22 protein-coding genes are annotated in these 26,102 nt (G+C 63.1%); 13 read left to right on the forward strand and 9 right to left on the reverse strand.

Going from position 1 to position 26,102, the window contains the following annotated elements; translation table 11 throughout:
• Nucleotides 1-3: 3 nt before the first annotated feature.
• The 8 genes from ACLEJU_RS19110 to edd form a co-directional block, all read right to left on the reverse strand.
• The gene (locus tag ACLEJU_RS19110; protein WP_435422938.1) at nt 4-849 is read right to left on the reverse strand and encodes a carbohydrate ABC transporter permease; all 846 of its coding nucleotides are present in this window, start codon (nt 847-849) and stop codon (nt 4-6) included.
• A complete protein-coding gene (locus ACLEJU_RS19115) occupies nt 842-1,750 on the reverse strand; it encodes a carbohydrate ABC transporter permease (RefSeq protein ID WP_294337684.1) in 909 nt (302 codons plus the stop codon). The genes ACLEJU_RS19110 and ACLEJU_RS19115 overlap by 8 nt, the downstream gene beginning before the upstream one ends.
• A gap of 182 nt (nt 1,751-1,932) precedes the next feature.
• Nucleotides 1,933-3,219 carry an ABC transporter substrate-binding protein gene (locus tag ACLEJU_RS19120; RefSeq protein WP_435422937.1) on the reverse strand — a complete coding sequence of 429 codons (1,287 nt, stop codon included), beginning with the start codon at nt 3,217-3,219 and terminating at the stop codon, nt 1,933-1,935.
• 104 nt (nt 3,220-3,323) lie between these two features.
• Nucleotides 3,324-4,574 (reverse strand): D-mannose isomerase, encoded by a 1,251-nt coding sequence (locus ACLEJU_RS19125; RefSeq protein WP_435422936.1) that lies wholly within the window; start codon nt 4,572-4,574, stop codon nt 3,324-3,326.
• Between the two features lie 101 nt (nt 4,575-4,675).
• Nucleotides 4,676-6,130: an ATP-binding protein gene (locus ACLEJU_RS19130; protein WP_435422935.1), complete on the reverse strand. Its 1,455-nt coding sequence runs from the start codon at nt 6,128-6,130 to the stop codon at nt 4,676-4,678.
• Nucleotides 6,111-6,836, reverse strand: coding sequence for a two-component system response regulator GltR (gene gltR / locus ACLEJU_RS19135; RefSeq protein ID WP_435422934.1), 726 nt, complete (start codon nt 6,834-6,836; stop codon nt 6,111-6,113). The genes ACLEJU_RS19130 and gltR overlap by 20 nt, the downstream gene beginning before the upstream one ends.
• Nucleotides 6,837-6,987: 151 nt before the next feature.
• A complete protein-coding gene (locus ACLEJU_RS19140) occupies nt 6,988-7,947 on the reverse strand; it encodes a glucokinase (RefSeq protein ID WP_435422933.1) in 960 nt (319 codons plus the stop codon).
• Nucleotides 7,944-9,770 carry a phosphogluconate dehydratase gene (edd, locus tag ACLEJU_RS19145; RefSeq protein WP_435422932.1) on the reverse strand — a complete coding sequence of 609 codons (1,827 nt, stop codon included), beginning with the start codon at nt 9,768-9,770 and terminating at the stop codon, nt 7,944-7,946. The genes ACLEJU_RS19140 and edd overlap by 4 nt, the downstream gene beginning before the upstream one ends.
• A gap of 265 nt (nt 9,771-10,035) precedes the next feature.
• Here edd and gap point away from each other — a divergent pair, with 265 nt between their 5' ends.
• From gap to ACLEJU_RS19175, 6 genes are all read left to right on the forward strand, one after another.
• A complete protein-coding gene (gene gap / locus ACLEJU_RS19150; protein ID WP_103445520.1) occupies nt 10,036-11,037 on the forward strand; it encodes a type I glyceraldehyde-3-phosphate dehydrogenase in 1,002 nt (333 codons plus the stop codon).
• A 202-nt stretch (nt 11,038-11,239) separates the two neighbouring features.
• Nucleotides 11,240-11,752 (forward strand): RNA polymerase sigma factor, encoded by a 513-nt coding sequence (locus ACLEJU_RS19155; RefSeq protein ID WP_435422931.1) that lies wholly within the window; start codon nt 11,240-11,242, stop codon nt 11,750-11,752.
• 90 nt (nt 11,753-11,842) lie between these two features.
• On the forward strand, nt 11,843-12,805 hold the full coding sequence (locus ACLEJU_RS19160) for a FecR family protein (protein ID WP_435422930.1): 963 nt from the start codon (nt 11,843-11,845) through the stop codon (nt 12,803-12,805).
• Nucleotides 12,806-12,930: 125 nt separating this feature from the next.
• A complete protein-coding gene (locus ACLEJU_RS19165) occupies nt 12,931-15,516 on the forward strand; it encodes a TonB-dependent receptor (RefSeq protein ID WP_435422929.1) in 2,586 nt (861 codons plus the stop codon).
• 221 nt (nt 15,517-15,737) lie between these two features.
• Nucleotides 15,738-16,331 carry a biliverdin-producing heme oxygenase gene (locus ACLEJU_RS19170; RefSeq protein WP_435422928.1) on the forward strand — a complete coding sequence of 198 codons (594 nt, stop codon included), beginning with the start codon at nt 15,738-15,740 and terminating at the stop codon, nt 16,329-16,331.
• A 53-nt stretch (nt 16,332-16,384) separates the two neighbouring features.
• A complete protein-coding gene (locus ACLEJU_RS19175) occupies nt 16,385-16,798 on the forward strand; it encodes a YbaN family protein (RefSeq protein ID WP_435422927.1) in 414 nt (137 codons plus the stop codon).
• On the opposite strand, the gene arcD (ACLEJU_RS19180) is transcribed toward ACLEJU_RS19175, so the two are convergent.
• Nucleotides 16,778-18,205 (reverse strand): arginine-ornithine antiporter, encoded by a 1,428-nt coding sequence (gene arcD / locus ACLEJU_RS19180; RefSeq protein WP_435422926.1) that lies wholly within the window; start codon nt 18,203-18,205, stop codon nt 16,778-16,780. The two genes, ACLEJU_RS19175 and arcD (ACLEJU_RS19180), sit on opposite strands and share 21 nt — an antisense overlap.
• Nucleotides 18,206-18,637: 432 nt before the next feature.
• Here arcD (ACLEJU_RS19180) and arcD (ACLEJU_RS19185) point away from each other — a divergent pair, with 432 nt between their 5' ends.
• From arcD (ACLEJU_RS19185) to gcvH, 7 genes are all read left to right on the forward strand, one after another.
• The gene (gene arcD, locus ACLEJU_RS19185; protein ID WP_435422925.1) at nt 18,638-20,065 is read left to right on the forward strand and encodes an arginine-ornithine antiporter; all 1,428 of its coding nucleotides are present in this window, start codon (nt 18,638-18,640) and stop codon (nt 20,063-20,065) included.
• A gap of 33 nt (nt 20,066-20,098) precedes the next feature.
• Entirely contained in the window at nt 20,099-21,352 is a 1,254-nt protein-coding gene (arcA, locus tag ACLEJU_RS19190) for an arginine deiminase (RefSeq protein WP_435422924.1), read from the forward strand.
• A gap of 69 nt (nt 21,353-21,421) precedes the next feature.
• The gene (locus tag ACLEJU_RS19195) at nt 21,422-22,432 is read left to right on the forward strand and encodes an ornithine carbamoyltransferase (protein ID WP_027920178.1); all 1,011 of its coding nucleotides are present in this window, start codon (nt 21,422-21,424) and stop codon (nt 22,430-22,432) included.
• A 63-nt stretch (nt 22,433-22,495) separates the two neighbouring features.
• Nucleotides 22,496-23,425, forward strand: coding sequence for a carbamate kinase (arcC, locus tag ACLEJU_RS19200; RefSeq protein ID WP_294341092.1), 930 nt, complete (start codon nt 22,496-22,498; stop codon nt 23,423-23,425).
• 54 nt (nt 23,426-23,479) lie between these two features.
• Nucleotides 23,480-23,848, forward strand: coding sequence for a DUF5064 family protein (locus ACLEJU_RS19205; protein ID WP_435422923.1), 369 nt, complete (start codon nt 23,480-23,482; stop codon nt 23,846-23,848).
• An 84-nt stretch (nt 23,849-23,932) separates the two neighbouring features.
• Nucleotides 23,933-25,441: a sigma-54-dependent transcriptional regulator gene (locus tag ACLEJU_RS19210; protein WP_435422922.1), complete on the forward strand. Its 1,509-nt coding sequence runs from the start codon at nt 23,933-23,935 to the stop codon at nt 25,439-25,441.
• A gap of 266 nt (nt 25,442-25,707) precedes the next feature.
• Nucleotides 25,708-26,091: a glycine cleavage system protein GcvH gene (gene gcvH / locus ACLEJU_RS19215; protein WP_435422921.1), complete on the forward strand. Its 384-nt coding sequence runs from the start codon at nt 25,708-25,710 to the stop codon at nt 26,089-26,091.
• Nucleotides 26,092-26,102: the final 11 nt, after the last annotated feature.

Here is a 26,102-nt window from a genome sequence, read left to right on the forward strand (position 1 = left end):
GACTTACCCCTTGACCGCGCCGGCCGTGAGCCCGCGCACGAAATATTTGCCTGCCACCACGTAGACCAGCAGGGTTGGCAAGCCGGCGATCATCGCCGCCGCCATGTCGACGTTGTATTCCTTGGCCCCGGTGCTGGTGTTGACCAGGTTGTTCAGGGCCACGGTGATCGGCTGTGAATCGCCGCTGGAGAACACCACGCCGAACAGGAAGTCGTTCCAGATCTGGGTGAACTGCCAGATCAGGCAGACCATGATGATCGGTGTCGACATCGGCAGGATGATGCGGCGGAAGATGGTGAAGAAGCCGGCACCGTCGAGGCGCGCGGCCTTGACCAAGGCATCGGGGATGCTCACGTAGAAGTTGCGGAAGAACAGCGTGGTGAAGGCCAGGCCGTAGACCACGTGCACCAGCACCAGGCCGCTGGTGGTGCTGGCCAGGCCCAGCTTGCCGAGGGTGAACGACGCCGGCAGCAACACGGTCTGAAACGGCAGGAAGCAACCGAACAGCAGCAGGCCGAAGAACAGCTGCGAGCCGCGAAAGCGCCACATCGACAGCACATAGCCATTCAGCGCACCGATGGTGGTAGAGATCAGCACCGCCGGCACGGTGATCATGATCGAGTTCCAGAAGTAACCACTGACCGTACCCCAGGCCTTGACCCAGCCGATGCCGGTGATCACGGCGGGCCAGCTCAGCAGGTTGCCGGTGCTGATGTCTTCCGGGGACTTGAAGCTGGTCAGCAGCATCACCACCAGCGGCACCAGGTACAACAGCACGGCGATCAGCAGCACCGCATGGATCGCGATGCGGTTCAGGCTCAGCGCTGGTTTTTCCGAAAGGCTATGCATGGCGCTTGCTCCGCAGCTCCGAATACAGGTACGGCACGAGGATCGCCAGGATCGCCCCGAGCATCAGGATGGCACTGGCCGAGCCCATGCCCATCTGGCCGCGGCTGAAAGTGAAGGAATACATGAACATCGCCGGCAGGTCGGAGGAATAGCCCGGGCCACCGGCCGTCATCGCCGCCACCAGGTCGAAGCTCTTGATGGCGATGTGCGAAAGAATCATCAGCGAACTGAAGAACACCGGGCGAAGGCTGGGCAGCACCACGGTCCAGTAGATGCGCGGCAGGCTGGCACCGTCGATCTGTGCAGCGCGGATGATCGACTGATCGACCCCGCGCAGGCCGGCGAGGAACATCGCCATGATGAAGCCCGAGGCCTGCCACACGGCGGCGATCACCAGGCAGTACACCACGCGGTCAGGGTCGATCAGCCAGTCCAGGCGAAAACCCTCCCAGCCCCAGTCGCGCAGCAGTTTGTCCAGGCCCATGCCGGGGTTGAGCAGCCACTTCCAGGCGGTACCGGTGACGATCATCGACAGCGCCATGGGGTACAGGTAAATGGTGCGGATGAAGCCTTCGCGGCGGATGCGCTGGTCCAGCAGCACGGCCAGCAGCACGCCGATGGCGAGGCTGATGGCGATGAACAGGCCACCGAACAGCATCAGGTTCTTGCTTGCCACCCACCAGCGGTCGTTGTCGAACAACCGGGCGTACTGCGCCAGGCCTGCCCACTTGTAGGTCGGCAGAAAGGTGGAGGTGGTGAAGGACAGGACGAAGGTCCACAGGATGTAGCCGTAGAAGCCCACCAGGACGATGAACATACTCGGCGCCAGCACCAGTTTCGGTAGCCAGCGCTGCAGCGCGTCCAGGGGGGAGGCCCGCAGTTGGGCGGTTGCTGTGGTCATGGGTCACCTTTCAGGCGCTGCCACACTGGCTGTAGGAGCGGCCTTGTGTCGCGAAAGGGCTGCACAGCAGCCCCCACGGACTCCAAACCATCACCTACCTGACAGATCGAGCGCACCGGATTGGGGCTGCTGTGCAGCCCTTTCGCGACACAAGGCCGCTCCTACAACGATCGCGCCAGCCTTTACTTGGCCGCCTTGATCGCCGCCGCCAGCTTCTTCGCCGCATCGGCCGGGTCGGCCTTGGGGTCGTTGATGTAGTTGGTCACCACATCGAAGAAGGCGCCCTGCACGGCAAGCGTGGTGGCCATGTTGTGCGCCATGCTCGGCTGCAGGCCGCCGCTCTTGGCGTCGGCGAGGAAGTCCTTGGCGGAGGTTTGGGCGCAGGCGTCGAAGCCGTACTTGCCCATGTCGGCAAGCATGTCGTTGCGCACCGGGATCGAGCCCTTGTTGATGCTGAAGACCTTCTGGAAGTCCTCGCCCAACACCTTACGCGCGATGTCCTGCTGCCCGGCGGCAGTGCCCTTGTCGTTCTGCTTGAACACGACCAGCGAGTCGATGTTGTACAGGAATGCCTTGTCAGTACCGGGGAACGGCACGCACTGGTAATCCTTGCCGGCGGTCTTCTTCGCCAGGGTCCACTCGCTCTTGGCCCAGTCGCCCATGATCTGCATGCCAGCCTTGCCGTTGATGACCTTGGCCGCTTCGAGGTTCCAGTCCTGGCCCTTGCCGTCAGGGTCCATGTAGGTGGCGACTTTCTTGAGTTCGGCGAGCGACTTGACCATCTCGGGGCCGGTCAGGGCTTTTTCATCCAGGTCGACCAGCGCTTTCTTGTAGCCCTCCACTCCCATTACCGACAACACCACGCTCTCGAAGACCGTGCTGTCCTGCCAGGGCTGGCCGCCATGGGCGAGTGGAATGAAACCGGCAGCCTTGAGCTTGTCGGCGGCGGCGTAGAATTCGTCGAGGGTGGTCGGCGCCTTGTCGATGCCGGCCTTCTTGAATACCTCAGGGTTGATCCACAACCAGTTGATGCGATGGATGTTGACCGGTACCGCGACATAGTCACCGTCGTATTTCACGGTGTCGGCGACTTTTTTGTCGAGCAGCGAATCCCACTTTTCTTCCTTGGCGACGTCCTTGAGCACATCGGCATCGAGCAGGCCGGTGGCAGCCCAGTCCTGGATGTCCGGCCCCTTGATCTGCGCGACGCCAGGCGGATTGCCCGCTACTGCACGGCTCTTGAGCACGGTCATGGCCGTGGCACCACCGCCACCTGCGACAGCGCCGTCCTTCCAGGTGAAGCCGTCTTTCTCGACCTGGGCCTTGAGCACATCCACAGCGGCTTTTTCGCCACCGGAGGTCCACCAGTGCACCACTTCGACGCTGCCTTTTGATTCGGCGGCGGAGGCACTGAGCGGCAGGAGCGAGGCGAGGGAGATCGCGGCGGCGAGACGGAGCGTCGAATTCATCGGAGTACCTTTCTTGTTGTTATGCGGGGCAAGTCGGTCGCTTGCATTGCATAGAGTCTAATCAGCGCGCCCGCCTCGTCAGGTAACGAAGCGATGCGCGAATGTCATCGTTTGGTTACATAACGCGAAACTGCCGTCGCCAGGCTGGGTGCCAAGGGTAGAACCGGCAGCAGGACCGCCTGATAGGCGTGATACAGGTCCGGCTTGCCCGGCCAGATGGTTCCGGCAGGGCGATTGTTCGCATCGAGTTCGTGGTACCAGCTGCCGCCGGCACGATCGATGAAATGGTTGTCGATGAACCCCCAGAAACAGTGGTACCACTGCTCGTAATCGGCTTCGCCGGTTCTGCGCAACAGCGCGGCGGCAGCGGCGCTTGCCTCGGCATGCACCCAGTGCAGGCGCTGCCTGACGACAGGCCGGTTGTCCCAGTCCACGGTGTAGACGAAGCCTGGTTCGCCATCGACATGCCAGGCGTGACGACAGGCGCTGTCGAACAGGCCACGGGCGCAGGCCAGCAACCAATCGGGTACAGGTAGCCCGGCCAGGTGCAGGCTGGCCTCCAGGTGCAGCAGCAGGCGTGCCCATTCCATGGCATGCCCGGGTGTTGTGCCGTAGGGGCGGAAATGGTCGGCCGGATCCTCCAGGTTGTAGTGCGGCACTGGCTGCCAGAACGCGTCGAAATGCTCGATGACCCGATGGCCGTCAGCGGCGGCATGGGTGTGGATGATGCGCTCGGCAATGCGCAACGCCCGTTGCAGCCACAGTGTGTTACCGGTGGCATCGGCCAGGGCCAGGAACGCCTCGGTGGCGTGCATGTTGCTGTTGGCGCCACGGTACGCTTCCGGCAGCTGCCAGGCACGGGAGAAGGTTTCACGCAGGGCACCCTCCTGCTCGCACCAGAAGTGCGCTTCGATTACCCCCACGGCGTCCGCCAGCAACTGCTCAGCACCGACAATGCCGGCCACCTTGGAGGAACTGGCGGCCAGCGCGACGAATGCATGCAGGTAGGCAGCCTTGCCACTGTCGTAGAGGCCTTCGGGGTGTGCGAACCAGCCATCGTAGCTGGCATCGCGCAATACCCCGCGCAAGGCCGCCACACCATGCTCGGCGTAGGACAGGCAGCCTGGCACACCCTGGATGTGCGCGAGGGCGAAGCAATGGGTCATGCGCGCGGTGTTCATGGTTTCGGCGGCGGCACCCGGCGCGAGGTTGCCCGACACATCGAGGTTGCCGAAGCCGTCTGGCAACTTCGATGCCATGGCGAAGGCCAGCAGGCGCTGCCCTTCAGCCATGAGCCAGGCAGCATGAACCGGTGAATCCAGCCAGCTGCCGAACGGGATATCGATGTGCTTCATGGGCCTGCGCGTTCCTTGCCAGTCGTCTGCGAAGTCTAGCCAGCCGTCCTGGCCGGGATGTCACGAAGGACTGTGGTTGTGTCACCAGTCGGTGACACGCCTCAATCCGCGCCTCTTGGCAGATACAGCGTCACCCGCAAACCGCCTTCGCGCAGGTTGAGCAGGCTCACCTCGCCGCCGTGACTGTGGGCGATGTTACGTGCGATACCCAGCCCGAGCCCATAGCCCTGCTGCTTGCCGGCCAGGCGAAAATGCGGCTCGAACACTTGCTCCATCTGCTGTTGCGGCACGCCGGGGCCCTGGTCATCCACCTGCAGCACGAAGCCCTCGGCACTGTCGATGATCCGCAGGTGTGCCCGCTTGCCATACTTGATGGCATTATCGATCAGGTTGCCGATACAACGGCGCAGGGCCAGTGGCTTGCCCGGGTACGGTGACACGGCTTGCCCTTCGACGGTGACGCGACCGTCACCCAGATACGGCTCGGCGAGAATCTCCAGCACCTGGTTGAGGTCGATCGGCTCGATGTTCTCGTGGATGTCGGTGTCCTTCACGCATTGCAGAGCCCCTTTGACCAGCAGCTCCAGCTCGTCGAGGTCCTGGCTGAACTTGGCCTGCAGCCGCTCGTTCTCGAGCAGCTCCACGCGCAGGCGCAAGCGCGTGATCGGCGTGCGCAGGTCATGGGAAATGGCGCTGAACAACTGCGAGCGCTCGGTCAGGTAACGGCTGATGCGCTCACGCATGCTGTTGAATGCTCGCCCCACTTCTACCACCTCGCTGCCGCCGCCTTCGGCCACAGGCGCCACATCGGCGCCCAATGAAAGTTCACGCGCGGCGCGGGCCAGGCGCTTGAGCGGCCAGCTCTGCCAGTGCACCAGCAAGCCGATGAACAGCAGCAGCAAGACGGTGGTGAGGACGATGAAGCCGATCTGCTGGCGCGGCAGGCGTTCGGTTTCGAGGCTGGTGTAGGGTTCGGGCAGCAAGGAGGCGACGTACAGCCATTCACCCCGGTCCAGGCGGATCTGGGTCACCAGCACCGGCGGGTTCAGCGGCTCCAGGGTCAACGAGTAATGCGCCCACGAGCGCGGCAGCTCATCAAGCTTCAGGCCGCTGTTGAAGATGCGCAGGTCATCGGGGGCGACGAACTCGACGGAGATCTCCATCTGCTCGCCGAGCCGCTCGTGCAGCACGCCCTGGAATACGTCGATCACCGCCTGCTTGCGTGGCGTGATGGGCAACACCGGCATGTCCAGCGGCTTGTCGTTGAGCGACACGAAAAAGCGCGTGCCGCCCATGCTGCGCAACTGATCGAGCACCATCGGCCGATAGGCCACCGGCAGCGAGCGGAAGTAGCTGACGCTGGCGCTCATGGAATGGGCCAGGCTGCCGGCACTGGCACGCAGGCCCTGCAACTGGCTGGCACGCAGCTGGGCGACCCAGATCAGGCTCGACAGGCCCTGGGCCAACAGCACCACGAGCAAGGTCAGCAGCAGCATGCGCCCCAACAGCGAGCGCGGCAGCAGGCGCCAGCGCCGCTCAGGAAGCGCAGCAGACATGGGCAGCCAGCAGGTAACCACTGCCACGCACGGTGCGGATCAGCCGCGGCGGCTTTTCGGTGTCGCGCAGGCGCTGACGCAGGCGGCTGACCGCCATGTCGACGATGCGGTCCAGCGGCATCGGCTCGCGGCCGCGGGTCGCGTTGCCGATGGTGTCGCGGTCGAGGATCTGTTGAGGGTGGTCGAGAAACAGCTTGAGTAAGGCAAAGTCGGCACCGGACAGAATCACCTCTTCACCATCGCGGTGGAACAGGCGATGGCTGATGGTATCCAGGCGCCAGTCGTCAAAAGCCAGCACGGCACTGACAGGTGCGACCTGGCCGAACTCACTGCGGCGCAGCAGGGCCTTGATCCGCGCTTGCAGTTCACGTGGACTGAACGGTTTGCCCAAATAGTCATCGGCGCCCAGCTCCAGGCCGATGACGCGGTCGGCTTCATCGGAGCTGGCGGTCAGCATGATGATCGGTACCCGTGACTGGCGCGGGTGCTGGCGCACCCAGCGGCACAGGCTGAAGCCGTCTTCGTCGGGCAGCATGACGTCGAGGATCACCAGGTCGCAGGGGGTGTTTTCCAATGCGTGGCGAAAACCTTGGCCATCGGCTTCGGCGTGGACCTGGAAGCCGGCACGGCTCAGGTAGGTTTGCAGCAGTTCACGAATTTCCTGATCGTCATCGACCATCAGGATGGACTTTCCGGCAGTGCTCAAGGTATCCCGCCCTCGTGTTTTGTCACAGGTCTTCGTCGCCTGCTATTGGGGCCGCTTCGCGCCCCTTTCGCGACACAAGGCCGCTCCTACAGGGATCGCGCCGTTCTGTAGGAGCGGCCTTGTGTCGCGAAGGGGCGCAAAGCGGCCCCAGTCAGTGTTCCAGCGCCTGCTGTAATGCCACCCCTGCCCCCAGCAGTCCAGAAAATTCCGCTGTTACCAGCCACACCGGCACACCCGTGAAGTAACCACTCATGCAGCCCTTGTCGGCAAAGCTGGCGGCAAATCCGCTGCGCAGGAACAGCTCGGCAAAGCGTGGGATCACGCCGCCGACAATATAGACCCCGCCGCGTGCGCCCAGGGTCAGCACATTGTTACCGGCCACGCGCCCAAGGAAGCGGCAGAACTGCTCGATCACCGCCAGCGCCCGTGGCTCGCCGCCCAGCGCCGCATCGGTGATCTGCGCAGGCGTTGTGTGTCGGGGCATGTCGCCATCCAGTGCGCACAGTGCCTGATACAAGCGCACCAGGCCACCGCCGCTCAGCACGGTCTCCGCGCTGACGTGGCCGATCTGGCTGTGCATCTGCTGATGGATCGCTGCTTCGCGGGCATTGCCCACCGGCAGGTCGACATGCCCGCCTTCACCCGGCAGCGCCTGCCAGTGCTGCTCGCCCAGGCGCAACAGGCTGCCGACGCCCAGGCCAGTGCCCGGGCCGATCACCAGCGCGGGCCGCGCCGGGTCCGCCTGGCCTGCGCAGACCTCACGATACTCACCGGGTTGAAGGCGAGTCATGCCCAGGGCCTGGGCAGAAAAGTCGTTGATCAGCAGCAGCCGCTCGACCTGCAAGGTCTGGCAGAACGCCTTGTGGCTGAGCCGCCAGTGGTTGTTGGTGAAGCGGAACTCATCGCCATCCACCGGCCCGGCCACCGCCAGGCACACTGCCGCGAGGCCGCCACGGGCAATGCCGTGGCTTTGCAGATAGGTTTCGATGGCCTGCTCCGGGCTGGTGTAGTCCGCCGTGGCGAAGACCTTCACCTGGTACAGCTGGTTGTCACGCCACAACGCAAAGCGGGCATTGGTGCCACCGATGTCGCCAACCAGCAGGTCCTTCATTTGAGGTTCTCCAGGGCCGAAGTGAAGGCGCTCGCGCCCTGCTCTGCCGGGCTGAACGCCATGCGCATGAAGCCGAACAGCTCACGGCCGCAGCCCAGGTCGTTGCCCTGGGGCGCGGGCGGCAGGTCACGGCTGGCCAGCTCTTCTGCCGACACCATCACCCGCAGCGTGCCTTCGACACCATCGACCCGCACGATATCACCATCGCGCACGCGTGCCAGCGGGCCACCATCGAACGCCTCGGGGCAAACGTGAATGGCCGCCGGGATCTTGCCCGAGGCACCCGACATGCGCCCGTCGGTCACCAAGGCAACCTTGTAGCCACGGTCCTGCAGCACGCCGAGGAATGGCGTCAGCTTGTGCAGCTCGGGCATACCGTTGCAGCGCGGGCCCTGGAAGCGCACCACGGCAACGAAATCGCACTCCAGTTCACCGGCCTTGAAGGCATCGGCCAGCGACTGCTGGTCATGGAATACCCGTGCCGGCGCTTCGACCACCTGATGCTCAAGCGCCACTGCAGAAACCTTCATCACGCCACGGCCCAGGTTGCCTTCCATCACCCGCAGGCCACCCTCGGCCGAGAACGGCCGTGCCACCGGGCGCAGGATGCTCTCGTCCAGGCTCTGCTGAGGGCCTTCACGCCACACCAGCTTGCCGTTGTCGAGGAACGGCTCCTGGGTGTAGCGGCGCAGGCCGTGGCCGGCCACGGTGTTGACGCCTTCGTGCAGCAGGCCGGCATCGAGCAGTTCACGGATCAGGAATGCCATGCCGCCAGCGGCCTGGAAGTGGTTGATGTCAGCCTTGCCGTTGGGGTAGACGTGGGACAGGGTCGGTACCACCTCGGACAAGTCGGCCATGTCCTGCCAGGTCAGCTGGATGCCGGCCGCCTGGGCGATGGCCGGGATGTGCAAGGTATGGTTGGTCGAGCCGCCGGTGGCGTGCAAGGCAACGATGGAGTTGACCAGCGCTTTCTCGTCGACGATCTCGCCCAGCGGCATGAAGCTGCCACTGGCCTTGGTCATGCGCGTGACCTGTTGCGCCGCCTCGGCGGTCAGGGCATCGCGCAGCGGGGTGTACGGGTTCACGAACGAGGCGCCAGGCAAGTGCAGGCCCATGACTTCCATCACCAGCTGGTTGGTGTTGGCGGTGCCGTAGAAGGTGCAGGTGCCGGGGCTGTGGTAGGACTTCATTTCCGATTCCAGCAGCTCCTCGCGGCTGGCCTTGCCTTCGGCATAGCGCTGGCGCACGTCCGCCTTCTGCTTGTTGGAAATACCGGAAACCATCGGCCCGCCCGGCACGAAGATGGTCGGCAGGTGGCCGAAGCGCAGTGCACCCATCATCAAGCCGGGGACGATCTTGTCGCAGATGCCGAGCATCAGCGCAGCATCGAACATGTTGTGCGAAAGCGCTACTGCTGTGGACATGGCGATCACTTCACGGCTGGCGATGGCCAGTTCCATACCCGGCTCGCCTTGAGTCACGCCGTCGCACATGGCCGGCACGCCACCGGCGAACTGGCCGACCGAGCCGACCTCGCGCAGGGCCTGCTTGATCTGGTCAGGGAAATGCAGGTACGGCTGGTGCGCCGAGAGCATGTCGTTATAGGACGAGACGATGGCGACGTTGGCCGCGTTCATCAACCGCAGGGTCTGCTTGTCCTCGGCACCGCAACCGGCCACGCCATGGGCGAAGTTGGCGCATTGCAGGCTGGCACGCATGGGCCCGTCACTGGCCGCGCCACGAATCAGCTGAAGGTAGCGTTCGCGGGTGGCACGGCTGCGTTCGATCAGCCGCTGGGTGACCTCAAGGATGCGCGGATGCATGTACTGGACTCCAGGCTAATTGTAAGGGCGGTTTACCGGGCATTTCCCCTCCAAACGATTGCGGCCTAGGCTCAAGGTAGAGGGGCTCGCATCATCGGGGGAGGCACTGCGCCCAACCACTCGTTGTATGTTTAAACAAAATACTGCCATCAAAAAGGCTTGTTTTCTATCGTCCAGTGAATAATCTTGTAATTCCAACAACAAAACCGTTTCAGTGAAGCGCCTTTTTGCCACAGGTTTCACTCGGACCGCCAGAGGTACTGCCATGACCCTACGTATTGCCATCAATGGATTCGGCCGCATCGGGCGCAATGTCCTGCGCGCACTGTATACCCAAGGCTACCGCCAGGACCTGCAGGTCGTCGCCATCAACGACCTGGGTGACAGCGCAATGAACGCCCACCTGCTCAAATATGACAGCGTCCACGGCACATTCGATGCACTGGTCGAGGCCGACCATGAAAGCCTGACGGTCAATGGTGACCGTATCGCGGTCAGCGCCATCCGCAACCCGGCCGAACTGCCCTGGAAGGCCGAAGCGATCGACGTGGTGTTCGAATGCACCGGGCTGTTCACCGACCGTGCCAAGGCCGCCGCGCACCTGGCTGCGGGCGCCGGCAAGGTGATCGTCTCGGCGCCGGGCAAGGGCGTCGACGCCACCGTGGTGTACGGGGTCAACCACGATATCCTGCGGGCTTCGCACCAGGTCATCTCCAACGCCTCGTGCACCACCAACTGCCTGGCGCCGATCGCCCAGGTGCTGCACCGCGAGTTCGGCATCGAACAGGGGCTGATGACCACCATCCACGCCTACACCAACGACCAGGTGCTGACCGACGTGTATCACAGCGACCCGTACCGCGCCCGCTCGGCCACCCAGTCGATGATCCCGAGCAAGACCGGCGCCGCCGAGGCCGTGGGCCTGGTGCTGCCGGAACTGGCCGGCAAGCTCACCGGCATGGCCGTGCGGGTGCCGGTGATCAATGTGTCGCTGGTCGATCTGACCGTCAACCTCAAGCGCGAGGCCACTGCCGAGCAGGTCAACCAGTTGTTCCTCGAAGCCAGCCGGCACTCCAAGGTGCTCGGTTACAACGCACTGCCGCTGGTGTCGTGCGACTTCAACCACAACCCTCTGTCGTCGATCTTCGATGCCAACCATACCCGCGCCAATGGGCGGATGCTCAAGGTGCTGGCTTGGTATGACAACGAGTGGGGATTCTCCAACCGGATGCTGGATAACTGTTTGGCGTTGGCCAGCGCGCGCTGAGGTCTTTGGTGCTTGACGAGGGATTTGTAGAGTTTGTGAGATCGAGCGCCGCCCGCGCGGCGCTCGATCTCACAGACGCTGAAAATCCCAAGGCAAACCCCCAGGCCCCACCCAATCTTTACCTTTTCCTAACAATTCCAGGCTTGACCTGACCACAAGATGATAAGCATTATCATTAACCTTTCGTCGGCCAGGTCACCCCGTGAGTCAGTCCCGGTTCAACTCCGTCTTCCTCGTCCAGCGCCTTTCCCTGCTGCGCACCCTGCAACGCATGGTAGGCAACCCCAGCACCGCCGAGGACCTGCTGCAGGAAACCTACCTGCGGGTGTCCCGCGCCTTGGGCGAGCGGCCCATCGAACACCTCGAGCCCTTCGTGTTCCAGACCGCCCGCAACCTCGCCCTGGATCACCTGCGCACGCGGCGGGTGCAGTCGCGCATGCTGGTCGACGATGTGCCCGACGAGGTGCTGCACAATGTCGCATCCCCGCTGGGCAGCAGTGAGGACGCTGCCCACGCCGAACAACTGCTCAAACACCTGAGCGTCAGCCTCAACCAGCTGACCGAGCGCCAGCAGCGCATTTTCATCCTCAGCCGCCTGCATGGCGCCAGCTACCTGGAAATTGCCGAGCAACTGCGGGTCTCGGCCAGCACGGTACAGAAGGAACTGAAACTGATCATGGCCATCTGCATGGGCGTGGCCGACCGTCTCAAATGAGCCGACCGCAGGCGTGCCGAATGCGGCATGGCGCTTGCCATGCTTCGCCCAAGCCGTGATCATTCGCAAAAATACCTGCAAGGACCCACCGTGACCGACAGTCCCGTCACTCGCCCGCCAGCCACCGGGCCCGACGCCCGCGCCCGTGCGCTGGACGAGGCGCTGGACTGGCTCGTTCGCCTGCAGTGCGCCAGCGAAGCCGACACGCTTGCCTTCGAGCAATGGCTCAGCGCAGCCCCGGAAAACGCCGAGGCCTATGTCGAGGCCGAAGCCTTGTGGAACGGCACCCCGCTGCGCCAGGCCGCCTTGCACATGCACCAGCGCCAGCGCCGCTCGCTGCGCGGCCGCCTGCGCGCGCACTGGAAGCCACTGGCGACCGCCGCTGTGCTGCTGGTCGGGCTGTTCACCTTCGGCAACCTGCCGGTACGCCTGCAGGCCGACCACCTGACCGTGGTCGGTGAACGCCAGCGCCTGGAGCTGGATGACGGCGCCAAGGTCCTGCTCAACACCAATTCCGCCTTCGCCAGCGACCAGCAGGGCGGCCGCCAGGTCGCACGCCTGCTGCAAGGCGAGGCGTACTTCCAGGTACCCGGTGGCGCCCAGCTGCCGCTGGAAGTGCAGGCAGGGCCCGTGCGTGCGCAGGTGCGCGACACCGATTTTGCCGTGCGCTACCTCGACGGTGAGGCACAGGTTCGCGTGCAGCGCGGCGACGTCGACCTGCAGGGAGCCCGCGACCAGCGCATCCGCCTCAGTGCCGGCGACAGCATCAGTGTCGGCCCGCAGGGCTTCGGCCAGCGCCAACGCCCGGACATGCACAAGGACCTGGCCTGGGTCGACGGTCGCCTGGTGTTCGAGAACTGCCCGTTGAGCCAGGTGCTGGCCGAGGTGCGGCGCTATTACCCCGGCTGGATCATCAACCGCAACGCCCACCTCGGCGACATGGCGGTGACCGGCAACTATCGCCTCGATCAGCCGCTGGAAACCCTGCGCGCGCTGGCCCACATCACTTCGGCGCAACTGCACGAATTCCCTGCCGTGGTGATTATCAACTGAACTGAAAGTTTTTTTACGCGATCGCGCAACCCCGCCCGTCTCGTTATAGCCAATGCAACTGATTCTTGTTTGAAAACAAGAACGGTCATCACCTATAACAGTTCGCGCGTCAGGGAGCGCTTTCGATGTCCACAGGTCCATCTCGCCCGTCCACCCTTCCCCGCCGTACCGGTCAGCTGTCCCTGCTGACCTTGGCACTCTTCGCCAGCGGTGCCTGCAGCCTGCCAGCACTGGCCGCAGAACCGGCCCAGGCCAGCATCCCGCGCATGGGCGACTACCGCTTCACTATCGCCCAGCAGCCGCTGGTCGAAGCGATCAATGCCTTTAGCAAGGTCACTGGCTGGCAGGTCGGTTTCAGCGCCGAGTTGGCCGACGGCGTGGCATCGCCGGGTGTACAGGGTTCGCTGGCGCCGGAAGCCGCACTCAAGCGCCTGCTCCAGGGCACCGGCCTGGGCTTCCGCAAGATCAGCAACGGTAACGTGGTGCTTGAACGCCAGTCGGCGGGCAACGTCATCGCCTTGCAGCAGATGACCGTCAGCGCGACCCGTAGCGCCCAGGACGTGAGCCAGGTGCCGAGCACCGTGAGCGTGCAAACCCGCGAGCAACTGGATCGGCAGAACGTCAACAACATCCAGGAACTGGTGCGTTACGAACCGGGTGTGTCGGTGGGGGGCACCGGCCAGCGCAGTGGCCTGAACGGCTACAACATCCGCGGCATCGACGGTGAGCGTGTGCTCACCCAGGTCGATGGCGTATCGATCCCCGACAGCTTCTTCTACGGCCCATACGCCCAGACCCAGCGCAACTACGTCGACCCCGAGATCGTCAAACGCGTGGAAATCCTCCGCGGCCCGGCTTCGGTGCTGTACGGCAGCAACGCCATCGGCGGCGCGGTGAGCTACTTCACACTCGACCCGGACGACATCATCAAGCCTGGCAAGGACGTCGGCGCGCGCCTGAAGACCGGCTACAGCACGGCCGACGAGAGCTGGCTGACCTCGGCTACCGTGGCTGGCCGCACGGGTGATTTCGATGGCCTGCTGCACCTGAGCCAGCGCAACGGCCACGAGACCGAATCCTACGGTAGCCATGGTGGCACAGGCCTGTCGCGCACCGAGGCCAACCCGGAAGACGTGCGCACTACCAACGTCCTGGCCAAGCTCGGCTGGAACTATGCCGACGATGCCCGCCTGGGGTTGACCTACGAGCGTTACAAGGATGACCGCGACCAGAACATCCTTAGCGCCGTCGGTGGCCCGTTCACCAACGGCACCGGCCTGGGCATGTACCGCAGCCGCACCGGCAACGACACCGTGACCCGCGAGCGTTTCGGCATCAACCATGAGTTCGGCCTGGATTCGCTGGTCGCCGACCACGTGAAATGGAGCCTGAACTACCAGATTGCCAAGACCGACCAGAGCACGGAGGAAGTCTACTTCCCGTTCAGCCGCACCGTGCTGCGCACCCGCGACACCACCTACAAGGACCGCCAGTGGGTGTTCGACGCCCAGCTGGACAAGGCCTTCAGCGTCGGCGCCACCGAACACCTGCTGACCTACGGCACCACCCTCAAGCACGAGAAGGTCACCGGTTCGCGCAGTGGCACCGGCACCTGCCTGGCAGTCGGTGGCACCTGCCGCGCCATCGGCCAGGTCAGCACCAGCGATGGCCAGGCACTGGTCAGTGACTTCCCGGACCCGACCGTGAATACCTACAGCCTGTTCGTGCAGGATGAAATCCGCTGGAACAACTGGACCTTCATGCCCGGCGCACGCTACGACTACACGCGCATGGAGCCGAAGTTCACCGAGGAGTTCCTGCGTGGCATCCAGGGCTCAGGCACTGCTCCGAGCAGCCTCGACGACTCGGACAAGAAGTGGCACCGCATCTCGCCCAAGTTCGGCCTGACCTATGCCTTCAACGACAACTACACTTGGTACGGCCAGTACGCCGAAGGCTTCCGCACCCCGACGGCCAAGTCGATGTACGGGCGCTTTGAAAACCCGACCCTGGGCTACAGCGTGCAGGGCAACCCAGGCCTCGAACCGGAAAAGAGCAAGAGCTACGAAACCGGCCTGCGCGGCAACTTCGACGCCGGCAACTTCGACGTGGCGGTGTTCTACAACAAGTACCGCGACTTCATCGACGAAGACGCCGTGCAGTCGGCCAACCTGGAAACCACGTTCCAGGCCAACAACATCAAGCACGCCACCATCAAGGGGGCCGAGATCAAGGGCCGCCTGAACCTCGACCACTTCGGTGCGCCGCAGGGCCTGTACACCCAGGGCTCGATCGCCTACGCCCATGGCCGCAACGATGACAACGGCCAGCCGCTGAACAGCGTCAACCCGCTGACCGGGGTGTTCGGCCTGGGTTACGAGCAGCCGAACTATGGTGGCCTGCTGAGCTGGACCCTGGTCAAGCGCAAGACCCGTGTCGACGACACCACGTTCTTCGCGCCTGACGGCCAGAGTTCGCAATTCCGCACTCCGGGCTACGGCGTGCTGGACCTGAGCGGCTTCTACAAGGTGACCGACGACATCACTGTCAACGCCGGGCTGTACAACCTGACCGACAAGAAGTACTGGCAGTGGGATTCGGTGCGTGGCTACGACGGCCAGGGTGAAGCTGGCGTGACCCAGCCGGCCAACCTCGATCGCCTGACCATGCCGGGGCGCAACTTCGCCGTCAATGTGGTGTGGGATATCTGACTGTAGGAGCGGCCTTGTGTCGCGAAAGGGCTGCGCAGCAGCCCCAGATGATTCCGTAGCACTACAAGACCCTGGGGCCGCTTTGCGGCCCTTTCGCGACACAAGGCCGCTCCTACAAGAGCCTGCCATCGCGAAACACCACAAGAATCCAGTTTTTTTACTGTCCCCGCCCTGCTGTTTCGTCTTGTCACTAGACGCCCACATTTACCAAGGACACACCCATGACCGACCGCCCAGCCCTGCGCTCGCAACGCCTGAACCAGGCCACCCACGCTCCGCACAGCGAGCTCGACGCCCTGGTCAAATCCCACGCGCCCTTCGACAGCCGCGAAAGCCTCGCCCGCTTCGTCGTCGCCCAATACCTGTTTCAGGCCGAACTGCAGGCCCTGTACAACGACCCAAAACTGATCGCCATCGTCCCTGACCTGGCCGAGCGCTGCCGCGCCGAACAGGCCCGCCTGGACCTCGCCGACCTCAACACCGAAGTCCCGGCCGCCGTGCCCGGCGCCCTGCACAATCCGACCCTGGGTGAAGCCATGGGCTGGATCTTCGTCTCGGAAGGCTCCAAACTTGGCGCTGCGTTTCTGATCAAGCGTGCCGTGGCCCTGGAACTGTCCGACAGTTTCGGTGCCCGCCACCTCGGCGAGCCGGCCGGTGGCCGTGCCGAAGGCTGGAAGCAGTTCACCCGTATCCTCGATGGCTTGGACCTGTCGCCCGAGGAAGACGCCGCCGCCGAGCGTGCAGCGGTTGCCGCCTTCGAGCGCTTCACCGAACTGCTCAAGCATGCCTATGCCGCGGATGCCGCGTTGGCCTGAGACGCATCAACCGGCCGCCTCTCCGGTGGCCGGACGTTTTTTGCAGTGAGACCATGACCCGACCCGCCCGCTCGAAACTGTCCCGCCTGCTGTACGGCATCCTGGCTTACGTATGCCTGGGGATAGGCCTGGTCGCGATCATCATCCCCGGCCTGCCGACCACCGAGTTCATCCTGCTGGCCGCCTGGGCCGCGACACGCAGCTCGCCACGACTGTCTGCCTGGCTGGAGAACCACCGCCTGTTCGGGCCGATCTTGTACAACTGGCGCAACGGCAAGGTGATCCAGCGTCGTGCCAAGGTCAGTGCCACCGTCAGCATGCTGCTGTGTGCATGCCTGATGCTGGTCTTCCTCGAGCATCACTGGCCGGTGTTTCTGGCGATTGCCGGCATGACCCTGGGCAACCTGTGGATCTGGTCTCGCCCTGAACAGCCCTGCCCTGATGCCTCACAAGCTCAACAGCCCTGAATACAGCAGGTAGGCAGCCAGTGCCGCTCCCGCCAGCACTGCCGCGAAAATCAGCTTCTCCCAGGTGGTGAACAGCGCCTGCCCTTGCTCGTGCTTGGCCCGGGCAAAGAGGATCACCCCTGGGGCATAGAGAAGTGCCGACAGCAGCAGGTACTTGAGGCCGCCTGCGTATAGCAGCCACACCGCATACAGCAGCGCCGCCGCGGCCACCAGCAGGTCTTTGCGGCGCAGCCCGGCCTCTCCTTCATAACTTTCCCCGCGCCAGGCCAGCAGCACGGCATAGGCCGCGGACCAAAGGTAGGGCACCAGGATCATCGACGATGCCAGGTAGATCAGGCTGGTGTAGGTACCGGCCGAAACCAGCGTGATCAATAGAAAGCCCTGGATCATGCAGTTGGTCAGCCATAGCGCATTGGCCGGCACATGGTTGGCATTTTCCTTGGCCAGGAAGCGCGGCATGGTCTTGTCACGCGCCGTGGCGTAAAGGATTTCTGCGCATAACAGTGCCCACGACAGCAAGGCACCCAGCAACGATACCGCCAGGCCAATGCTGATCAGCAAGGCACCCCAAGGTCCGACGATATGCTCCAGCACCGAGGCCAGTGACGGGTTCTGCAACCCGGCCAGTTCCGGCTGGGTCATCACCCCCAGCGACAGCACGTTGACCAGCACCAGCAGCGCCAGCACGCCGAGAAAACCGATTACCGTGGCCTTGCCGACGTCGGAGCGGCGCTGCGCCCGCCCGGAATACACACTGGCGCCCTCGATACCGATGAACACGAACACCGTGACCAGCATCATGTTGCGCACCTGGTCCAGCACATTGCCGAACTGCGGGTTGCTCAGGCCCCAGATATCACGGGTGAAGATGTCGGCACGGAAGGCAAAGGCGGCGATGACCACAAAGATCAGCAATGGCACCACCTTGGCCACGGTGGTCACCTGGTTGATGAACGCCGCTTCCTTGATGCCACGCAGTACCAGGAAGTGAACGGCCCACAGCAGCAACGAGGCACAGCCGATGGCAATGGGCGTGTTGCCTTCGCCAAACACCGGGAAGTAGAAGCCCAGGGTGCTGAATAGCAGTACGAAGTAACCGACGTTGCCCAACCAGGCGCTGATCCAGTACCCCCAGGCAGAAGAGAAGCCCATGTATTCGCCGAAACCGGCCTTGGCGTAGGCGTATACCCCCGAGTCCAGCTCGGGCTTGCGGTTGGCCAGGGTCTGGAACACGAACGCCAGCGCCAGCATGCCCACCGCCGTGATCGCCCAGCCGATCAGCACGGCGCCGACATCGGCACGGGCTGCCATGTTCTGCGGCAGCGAGAAGATGCCGCCACCAATCATCGAGCCCACCACCAGTGCAATCAGTGCACCCAGTCGCAGCTTTTGTCCCGGTTCGCTCATGGGGCTTCCTTTTTCCGTGCTGTCATGTGTTTGCAACAGCCATGGGCGCCATATAAATGCTGTTACTTATATGGCCAAAGCCGTTAAACCTATAGCATTAATAACCATAATGTCTATCGCCATATCCCTGTAAAAACTAGCAGCTGCCAAGCAACTAGAAAAGAAACTGATAAAACTCGAAATTCTTGTGAAAAATTTGCGAAAGCGGCAAAAGCGGCTAGCTTCAGAGTTCGCAGGCTAAACAGAGCGGTTGCTCTAGTAGGACATGGAGGTGCCAGCGCACAAGGCCTGCAGCATAGCTGTCGGCACTCTCCAGGAGTCACGTGTGGGAAATTTCCTACCCTCACGTTGCCATGAACTGACCTAAGTCAGCTCATGGCCCCGGCGTCGGATTTATTCTGTCGTCAACTTTCTCCTGGCAGGAGTTGTTAAATGTCTGATTCATCCGGAAAACTAAAACTCGGCGCGTTAGTTGCACTTGTAGTCGGTTCGATGATTGGCGGCGGGATCTTCTCGCTGCCGCAAAACATGGCCGCCAGTGCAGGGGTTGGTGCGGTACTGATTGGCTGGGCCATCACCGCGGTCGGCATGCTGACCCTGGCCTTCGTGTTCCAGACCCTGGCCAACCGCAAGCCTGACCTGGATGGCGGGGTGTACGCCTATGCCAAGGCCGGCTTTGGCGACTACATGGGCTTTTCTTCGGCCTGGGGCTACTGGATCAGTGCCTGGCTGGGCAACGTCGGTTACTTCGTGCTGCTGTTCAGCACCCTCGGTTACTTCTTCCCGATCTTCGGTGAAGGCAATACCCCGGCAGCGATCATCGGGGCCTCGGTGCTGCTCTGGGCCGTTCACTTCCTGGTATTGCGTGGCATCAAGGAAGCGGCGTTCATCAACCTGGTCACCACTGTGGCCAAGGTCGTGCCGCTGGTGCTGTTCGCCTTGATCTGCCTGTTCGCCTTCAAGCTCGATATCTTCACCGCCGACATCTGGGCGGTTGGCACGCCAGACCTGGGCAGCGTGATGAACCAGGTGCGCAACATGATGCTGGTCACGGTATGGGTGTTCATCGGTATCGAGGGCGCGAGCATCTTCTCGTCACGGGCGGAAAAACGCTCCGACGTGGGCAAGGCCACGGTCATCGGCTTCGTCACCGTGCTGCTGTTCCTGGTACTGGTCAACGTGCTGTCGCTGGGCATCATGACCCAACCGGAACTGGCCAAGCTGCAGAACCCGTCGATGGCTGCCGTGCTCGAGCACGTGGTCGGCCACTGGGGCGCGGTGCTGATCAGCGTCGGCCTGATCATCTCGCTGCTCGGGGCCCTGCTGTCGTGGGTGCTGCTGTGCGCCGAGATCATGTTCGCCGCCGCCAAGGACCACACCATGCCGGAGTTCCTGCGCCGCGAGAACGCCAACCAGGTGCCGGCCAACGCCCTGTGGCTGACCAACGCCATGGTGCAGATCTTCCTGGTCATCACTCTGTTCTCCAGCAGTACCTACCTGTCGCTGATCTACCTCGCCACCTCGATGATCCTGGTGCCTTACCTGTGGTCGGCGGCCTATGCCTTCCTGCTGGCGCTGCGCAGTGAAACCTACGAACAGGCCTTGGCAGAACGCAAGAAAGACCTGTTCATCGGCGCCATCGCCCTGCTGTACGCCATCTGGCTGCTGTATGCCGGGGGCGTGAAATACCTGCTGCTCTCGGCCCTGCTCTATGCCCCTGGCGCAATCCTGTTCGCCAAGGCCAAGCGTGAAGTAGGCCAACCGATCTTCACCAACGTGGAAAAACTGATCTTCGCAGCCGTGGTCATCGGCGCCCTGGTGGCAGCTTTCGGCCTGTACGACGGCTTCCTGACCCTTTGACCCACGTCTTCGTTCAATTGGAGGAATGAAACCATGTCCGCTGAAAAACAGAAGTACGGTGTCCACTCCGAAGCCGGCAAACTGCGCAAGGTAATGGTTTGCGCACCGGGCCTGGCGCACAAGCGGCTAACGCCAAGCAACTGTGACGAATTGTTGTTTGACGATGTGATCTGGGTCGACCAGGCCAAGCGTGACCATTTCGACTTCGTCACCAAGATGCGCGAGCGTGGGGTCGATGTGCTGGAAATGCACAACCTGCTGACCGACATTGTCCAGCAACCCGAGGCCCTGAAGTGGATCCTCGACCGCAAGATCACCGATGACACCGTCGGCGTAGGCCTGAAAAACGAAGTGCGCAGTTGGCTCGAAGGCCTCGACCCGCGCCACCTGGCCGAGTTCCTGATCGGCGGTGTGGCAGGCCAGGACCTGCCTCAGAGTGAAGGCGCCGATGTGGTCAAGATGTACAACGACTACCTGGGCCACTCCAGCTTCATCCTGCCGCCGCTGCCCAACACCCAGTTCACCCGCGACACCACCTGCTGGATCTACGGAGGCGTGACGCTGAACCCGATGTATTGGCCGGCGCGTCGCCAGGAAACCCTGCTGACTACCGCCATCTACAAGTTCCACAAGGAGTTCACCAACGCCGACTTCGAAGTCTGGTACGGCGACCCGGACAAGGAACACGGCCAGTCCACCCTAGAAGGCGGTGACGTGATGCCGATCGGCAACGGCATCGTGCTGATCGGCATGGGGGAGCGCACTTCGCGTCAGGCCATCGGCCAGCTGGCACGCAACCTGTTCGCCAAGGGCGCGGTCAAGGAAGTCATCGTTGCCGGCCTGCCGAAGTCTCGCGCCGCCATGCACCTGGACACCGTGTTCAGCTTCTGCGACCGCGACCTGGTCACGGTCTTCCCTGAAGTGGTGAATGAGATCGTACCGTTCATCATCCGTCCGGACGAAAGCAAGCCTTACGGTATGGATGTGCGCCGGATCAACAAGTCGTTCATCGAGGTGGTCGGCGAGCAGCTGGGCGTCAAGCTGCGCGTGGTCGAGACCGGCGGCAACAGCTTCGCCGCCGAACGCGAACAGTGGGATGACGGCAACAACGTGGTGGCCATCGAGCCAGGCGTGGTCATCGGCTACGACCGCAACACCTACACCAACACCCTGCTGCGCAAGGCCGGCATCGAGGTCATCACCATCAGCGCCGGCGAGCTGGGCCGGGGCCGTGGCGGCGGCCACTGCATGACCTGCCCGATCGTGCGCGACCCAATCGATTACTAACGCCCATTACCCCCGGCCGCCCTCACAAAGCGGCGGCCGGTGTGTTCACCAAACTCAAGGAGAAAAGTCATGGCGTTCAACATTCACAACCGCAACCTGCTCAGCCTCGAACACCACACCACCCGCGAGCTGAAGTACCTGCTGGACCTGTCCCGCGACCTCAAGCGCGCCAAGTACACCGGCACCGAGCAGCAGCACCTGAAGGGCAACAACATCGCCCTGATCTTCGAGAAGACCTCGACCCGCACCCGCTGCGCCTTCGAAGTCGCCGCCTATGACCAGGGCGCCAACGTCACCTACATCGACCCCAACTCCTCGCAGATCGGCCACAAGGAAAGCATGAAGGACACCGCCCGCGTGCTCGGACGCATGTACGATGCCATCGAGTACCGCGGCTTCAAGCAGGAAATCGTCGAGGAGCTGGCCAAGTTCGCCGGCGTGCCGGTGTTCAACGGCCTGACCGACGAATACCACCCGACCCAGATGATCGCCGACGTGCTGACCATGCGTGAGCACAGCGACAAGCCGCTGCACGACATCAGCTACGCCTACCTGGGCGACGCCCGCAACAACATGGGCAACTCGCTGCTGCTGATCGGCGCCAAGCTCGGCATGGACGTGCGCATCGCCGCGCCCAAGGCGCTGTGGCCACATGACGACCTGGTCGAGCGTTGCCACAAGTACGCCGAAGAAAGCGGCGCACGCATCACCCTGACCGAAGACCCCAAGGCCGCGGTCAAGGGCGTCGACTTCATCCACACCGACGTCTGGGTCTCGATGGGCGAGCCGATCGAAGCCTGGGGCGAGCGCATCAAGCAACTCAAGCCCTACCAGGTAAACAAGGAGCTGATGAAAGCCAGCGGTAACCCACGGACCAAGTTCATGCACTGCCTGCCGGCGTTCCACAACTCCGAGACCAAGGTCGGCAAGCAGATTGCCGAGCAGTATCCGGACCTGGCCAACGGCATCGAAGTGACCGATGACGTGTTCGAGTCGCCGGCATGCATCGCCTTTGAGCAGGCGGAAAACCGCATGCACACCATCAAGGCGATCCTGGTTTCGACCCTGGCTGACCTGTAAGCCGGCTGCGCCGCCCTTGCCCATGGGGCGGCGCCATTCCCTCTTCGTTAAAGGACATTCCCCATGCGTATCGTTGTTGCATTGGGCGGCAACGCCCTGCTGCGCCGTGGTGAGCCCATGACCGCTGACAACCAGCGCGCCAATATCCGCACCGCCACCGAGCAGATCGCCAAGATTCACCCCGGCAACGAACTGGTCATCGCCCACGGCAACGGCCCCCAGGTCGGCCTGCTGTCGCTCCAGGGCATGGCCTACAAGCCCGACGAAGCCTACCCGCTCGACGTGCTCGGTGCCGAAACCGAAGGCATGATCGGCTACATGATCGAACAGGAGCTGGGCAACCTGCTGGCCTTCGAAGTGCCGTTCGCCACCCTGCTGACCCAGGTGGAAGTGGACGCCAACGACCCGGCCTTCAAGGACCCGAGCAAGTTCATCGGCCCGGTTTACAGCAAGGAAGAGGCCGAGCGCCTGGCCAAGGAAAAAGGCTGGGTGGTCAAGGCCGACGGCGACAAGTACCGCCGCGTGGTCGCCAGCCCGAAACCCAAGCGCATCTTCGAGATCCGCCCGATCAAGTGGCTGCTGGAAAAGAGCAGCATCGTGATCTGCGCTGGCGGCGGCGGCATCCCCACCATGTACGATGAAAACCGCAAGCTCAAAGGCATCGAGGCGGTGATCGACAAGGACCTGTGCTCGGCGCTGCTGGCCGAACAGCTGGAAGCCGACCTTCTGGTAATCGCCACCGACGTCGATGGCGCCTACATTGACTGGGGCAAGCCGACCCAGAAAGCCATCGCCCAGGCCCACCCCGACGAGCTCGAACGCCTTGGCTTCGCCGCCGGCTCCATGGGGCCGAAAGTGCAGGCAGCCTGCGACTTTGCCCGGCACACCGGCAAGGTGGCGGTGATCAGCTCGCTGGAGAACATTGAGGGCATCGTCAAAGGCGTCGCCGGCACCCGCGTGAGCACGGAAAAGCCGGGGATCAGCTACCGTTGATTGCAGTGGGCGGGCGCCCGTCGCCCGCCATTCAACCTTCTGAAGGAGATCGCCATGGCCAAGTATGAGCCCGGTCATGTACATATCGAGCGTACTGCGCTGAACAACAATGACCACAGCTATGACCTCAACATCGAATACGAGGCGACTACCGATCCCAAGGAAGGCAGAGGTATTCAGTTCCGCATGCACGGCGGCATCGAAGGCAAGCCAGTGGATGAAAAGTTCTTCCTGGCCAAGGACCAGGTGTTGCCCAGCTTCCTCATGCTACTGACCCGCAAGGCCCAGTCCTATCTGGCGCCGCCGAAGAAATTCGAGAACCTGAGTTCGCCGCACAAGCTCTATGACCATATGTTCGCGGACATTCGCGAGAAGCTGGATGTGAAGTCGGGCGACCCGATCAAGCCTGAACATCTGGAGTGATTTCAACAACCGGGGGCTGCTGCGCAGCCCCGGCGATGTTAAGGCATACTACTGCCCTCCCCGGCCACAACCCCCGCCTCCCCCATGCGCATCCACGTCAGCTTCATCGACCGCGTCGGCATCACCCAGGAAGTCCTCGCCCTGCTCGGTGCCCGCAACCTCAACCTGGACGCCGTGGAGATGGTCCCGCCAAACGTCTACATCGACGCCCCGACCCTCAGCCCGGCGGTCCTCGAAGAACTCCACGACGCGCTGTTCGAAGTCCGTGGCGTGCAGTCGGTGGACGTGGTCGACATTCTCCCTGGCCAGCGCCGCCACCTGCAGCTCGACGCCCTGCTCGCTGCCATGAGCGACCCGGTGCTGGCGGTGGACAGCGCCGGTAAGGTGCTGCTGGCCAACCCGGCGCTGATCGCCCTGTGCGGCCGTGAATCGGCCGGGCGCTCGGTGGGAGAGCTATTCAACGACCCCGGCCTGCTGCAGGCCTTGCTGGACAACAACTTCCACCTGCCGATGCGCGAGATGCAGCTCAACGGCCAGAGCCTGCTGCTCGACGCCTCGCCAATCACCAATGCGGGCGGCCTGCTGACCTTGTACCCGCCCAACCGCATGGGCGAGCGCCTGTCAGCCCTGCACCACGACCACGCCGAAGGCTTCGATGCGCTGCTCGGCGAGTCACCGGCAATCCGCACGCTCAAGGCCCGCGCCCTGCGCGTGGCGGCCCTCGACGCGCCGCTGCTGGTGCACGGCGAAACCGGCACCGGCAAGGAACTGGTGGCCCGCGCCTGCCATGCCATCAGCAGCCGCCACACTGCGCCGTTCCTCGCCCTGAACTGCGCCGCACTGCCCGAGAGCCTGGCCGAGAGCGAGCTGTTCGGCTACGCACCCGGCGCCTTCACCGGTGCCCAGCGCGGCGGCAAGCCGGGGCTGATGGAGCTGGCCAACCAGGGCACCGTGTTTCTCGACGAGATCGGCGAAATGTCGCCGTACCTACAGGCCAAGCTGTTGCGTTTTCTCAGCGATGGCAGCTTCCGCCGCGTGGGCGGCGACCGCGAGGTGAAGGTGGATGTGCGCATCATCAGCGCTACCCACCGCGACCTGGAACGCATGGTCGCCGAAGGCACGTTCCGTGAAGACCTGTTCTACCGGCTGAATGTGCTCAACCTGCAGGTACCGCCGCTGCGTGATCGTGGCCAGGACATCCTGATGCTGGCGCACTACTTCATGCAGCAGGCCTGCACGCAGATCCAGCGCCCGTCTTGTCGTCTGACCCCGGCCACGCATTCGGCATTACTGGCCAATCCCTGGCCGGGCAACGTGCGCCAATTGCAGAACGTGATCTTCCGTGCGGCGGCCATTTGCGAAAGCAACCTGGTGGATATCGGCGACCTGGATATCGCCGGGACTTCGGTGGCCCGTGGGCAGGATGGCGATGTGGCGAGCCTGGAGCAGGCGGTGGGCGATTTCGAGCGCGAATTGCTGCAGCGGCTGTACGCCAGCTATCCCTCGACGCGGCAGTTGGCGGGGCGGCTGCAGACCTCGCATACAGCCATTGCCCAGCGCTTGCGCAAGTACGGTATTACAACCAGAAATTAAGACCGGAACGAATTCATTACACCGTAATCAATTCGATACAACCCCATTCTGACGCGTCTGCTCAAGGGTTTGATCCAGCAAACCTTTTACCGTCCCGCACAGCTGTAGCGTTTTCATTCCAAAAGAATGACAAACTGATTACAGAAACAAATTAACCCATTGTTTTTTAAAGATTTTTTACTACTGGCCGCATTATTGCAAAGGGAATCCTCAACCCAAGAGCGCGGACCCACCGCGCCCAACGCCCTGCTTCCCGAGGATTCCCCATGAGCGAGTTGCGTTTCACCGAAGATCACGAATGGCTGCGCGTCGAAGCTGACGGTAGCGTCACCGTGGGCATCACTGCCTACGCCCAGAACGCCCTTGGCGACGTGGTCTATGTGCAACTGCCCGAGCTGCAGCAGTACGAAAAAGGTGCCGAAGCCTCCACCGTCGAATCGGTGAAAGCCGCCAGCGGCGTGTACATGCCCCTGACCGGTGAAGTGGTCGCCGTCAACGAAGACCTCAACGACAGCCCCGAACTGGTCAACGAAGACCCGCTGGGCGAAGGCTGGTTCTTCCGCTTCAAGCCTGCCGACATGGCCAAAGTCGAAGCCCTGCTCGACCAGAACGCCTACGACCGCCTGATCAAAGCCAACGACGACGCCTGAGGAATCCGACC

The sequence above is a fragment of the Pseudomonas sp. SMN11 genome, assembly GCF_052041945.1.
GTDB lineage: Bacteria > Pseudomonadota > Gammaproteobacteria > Pseudomonadales > Pseudomonadaceae > Aquipseudomonas.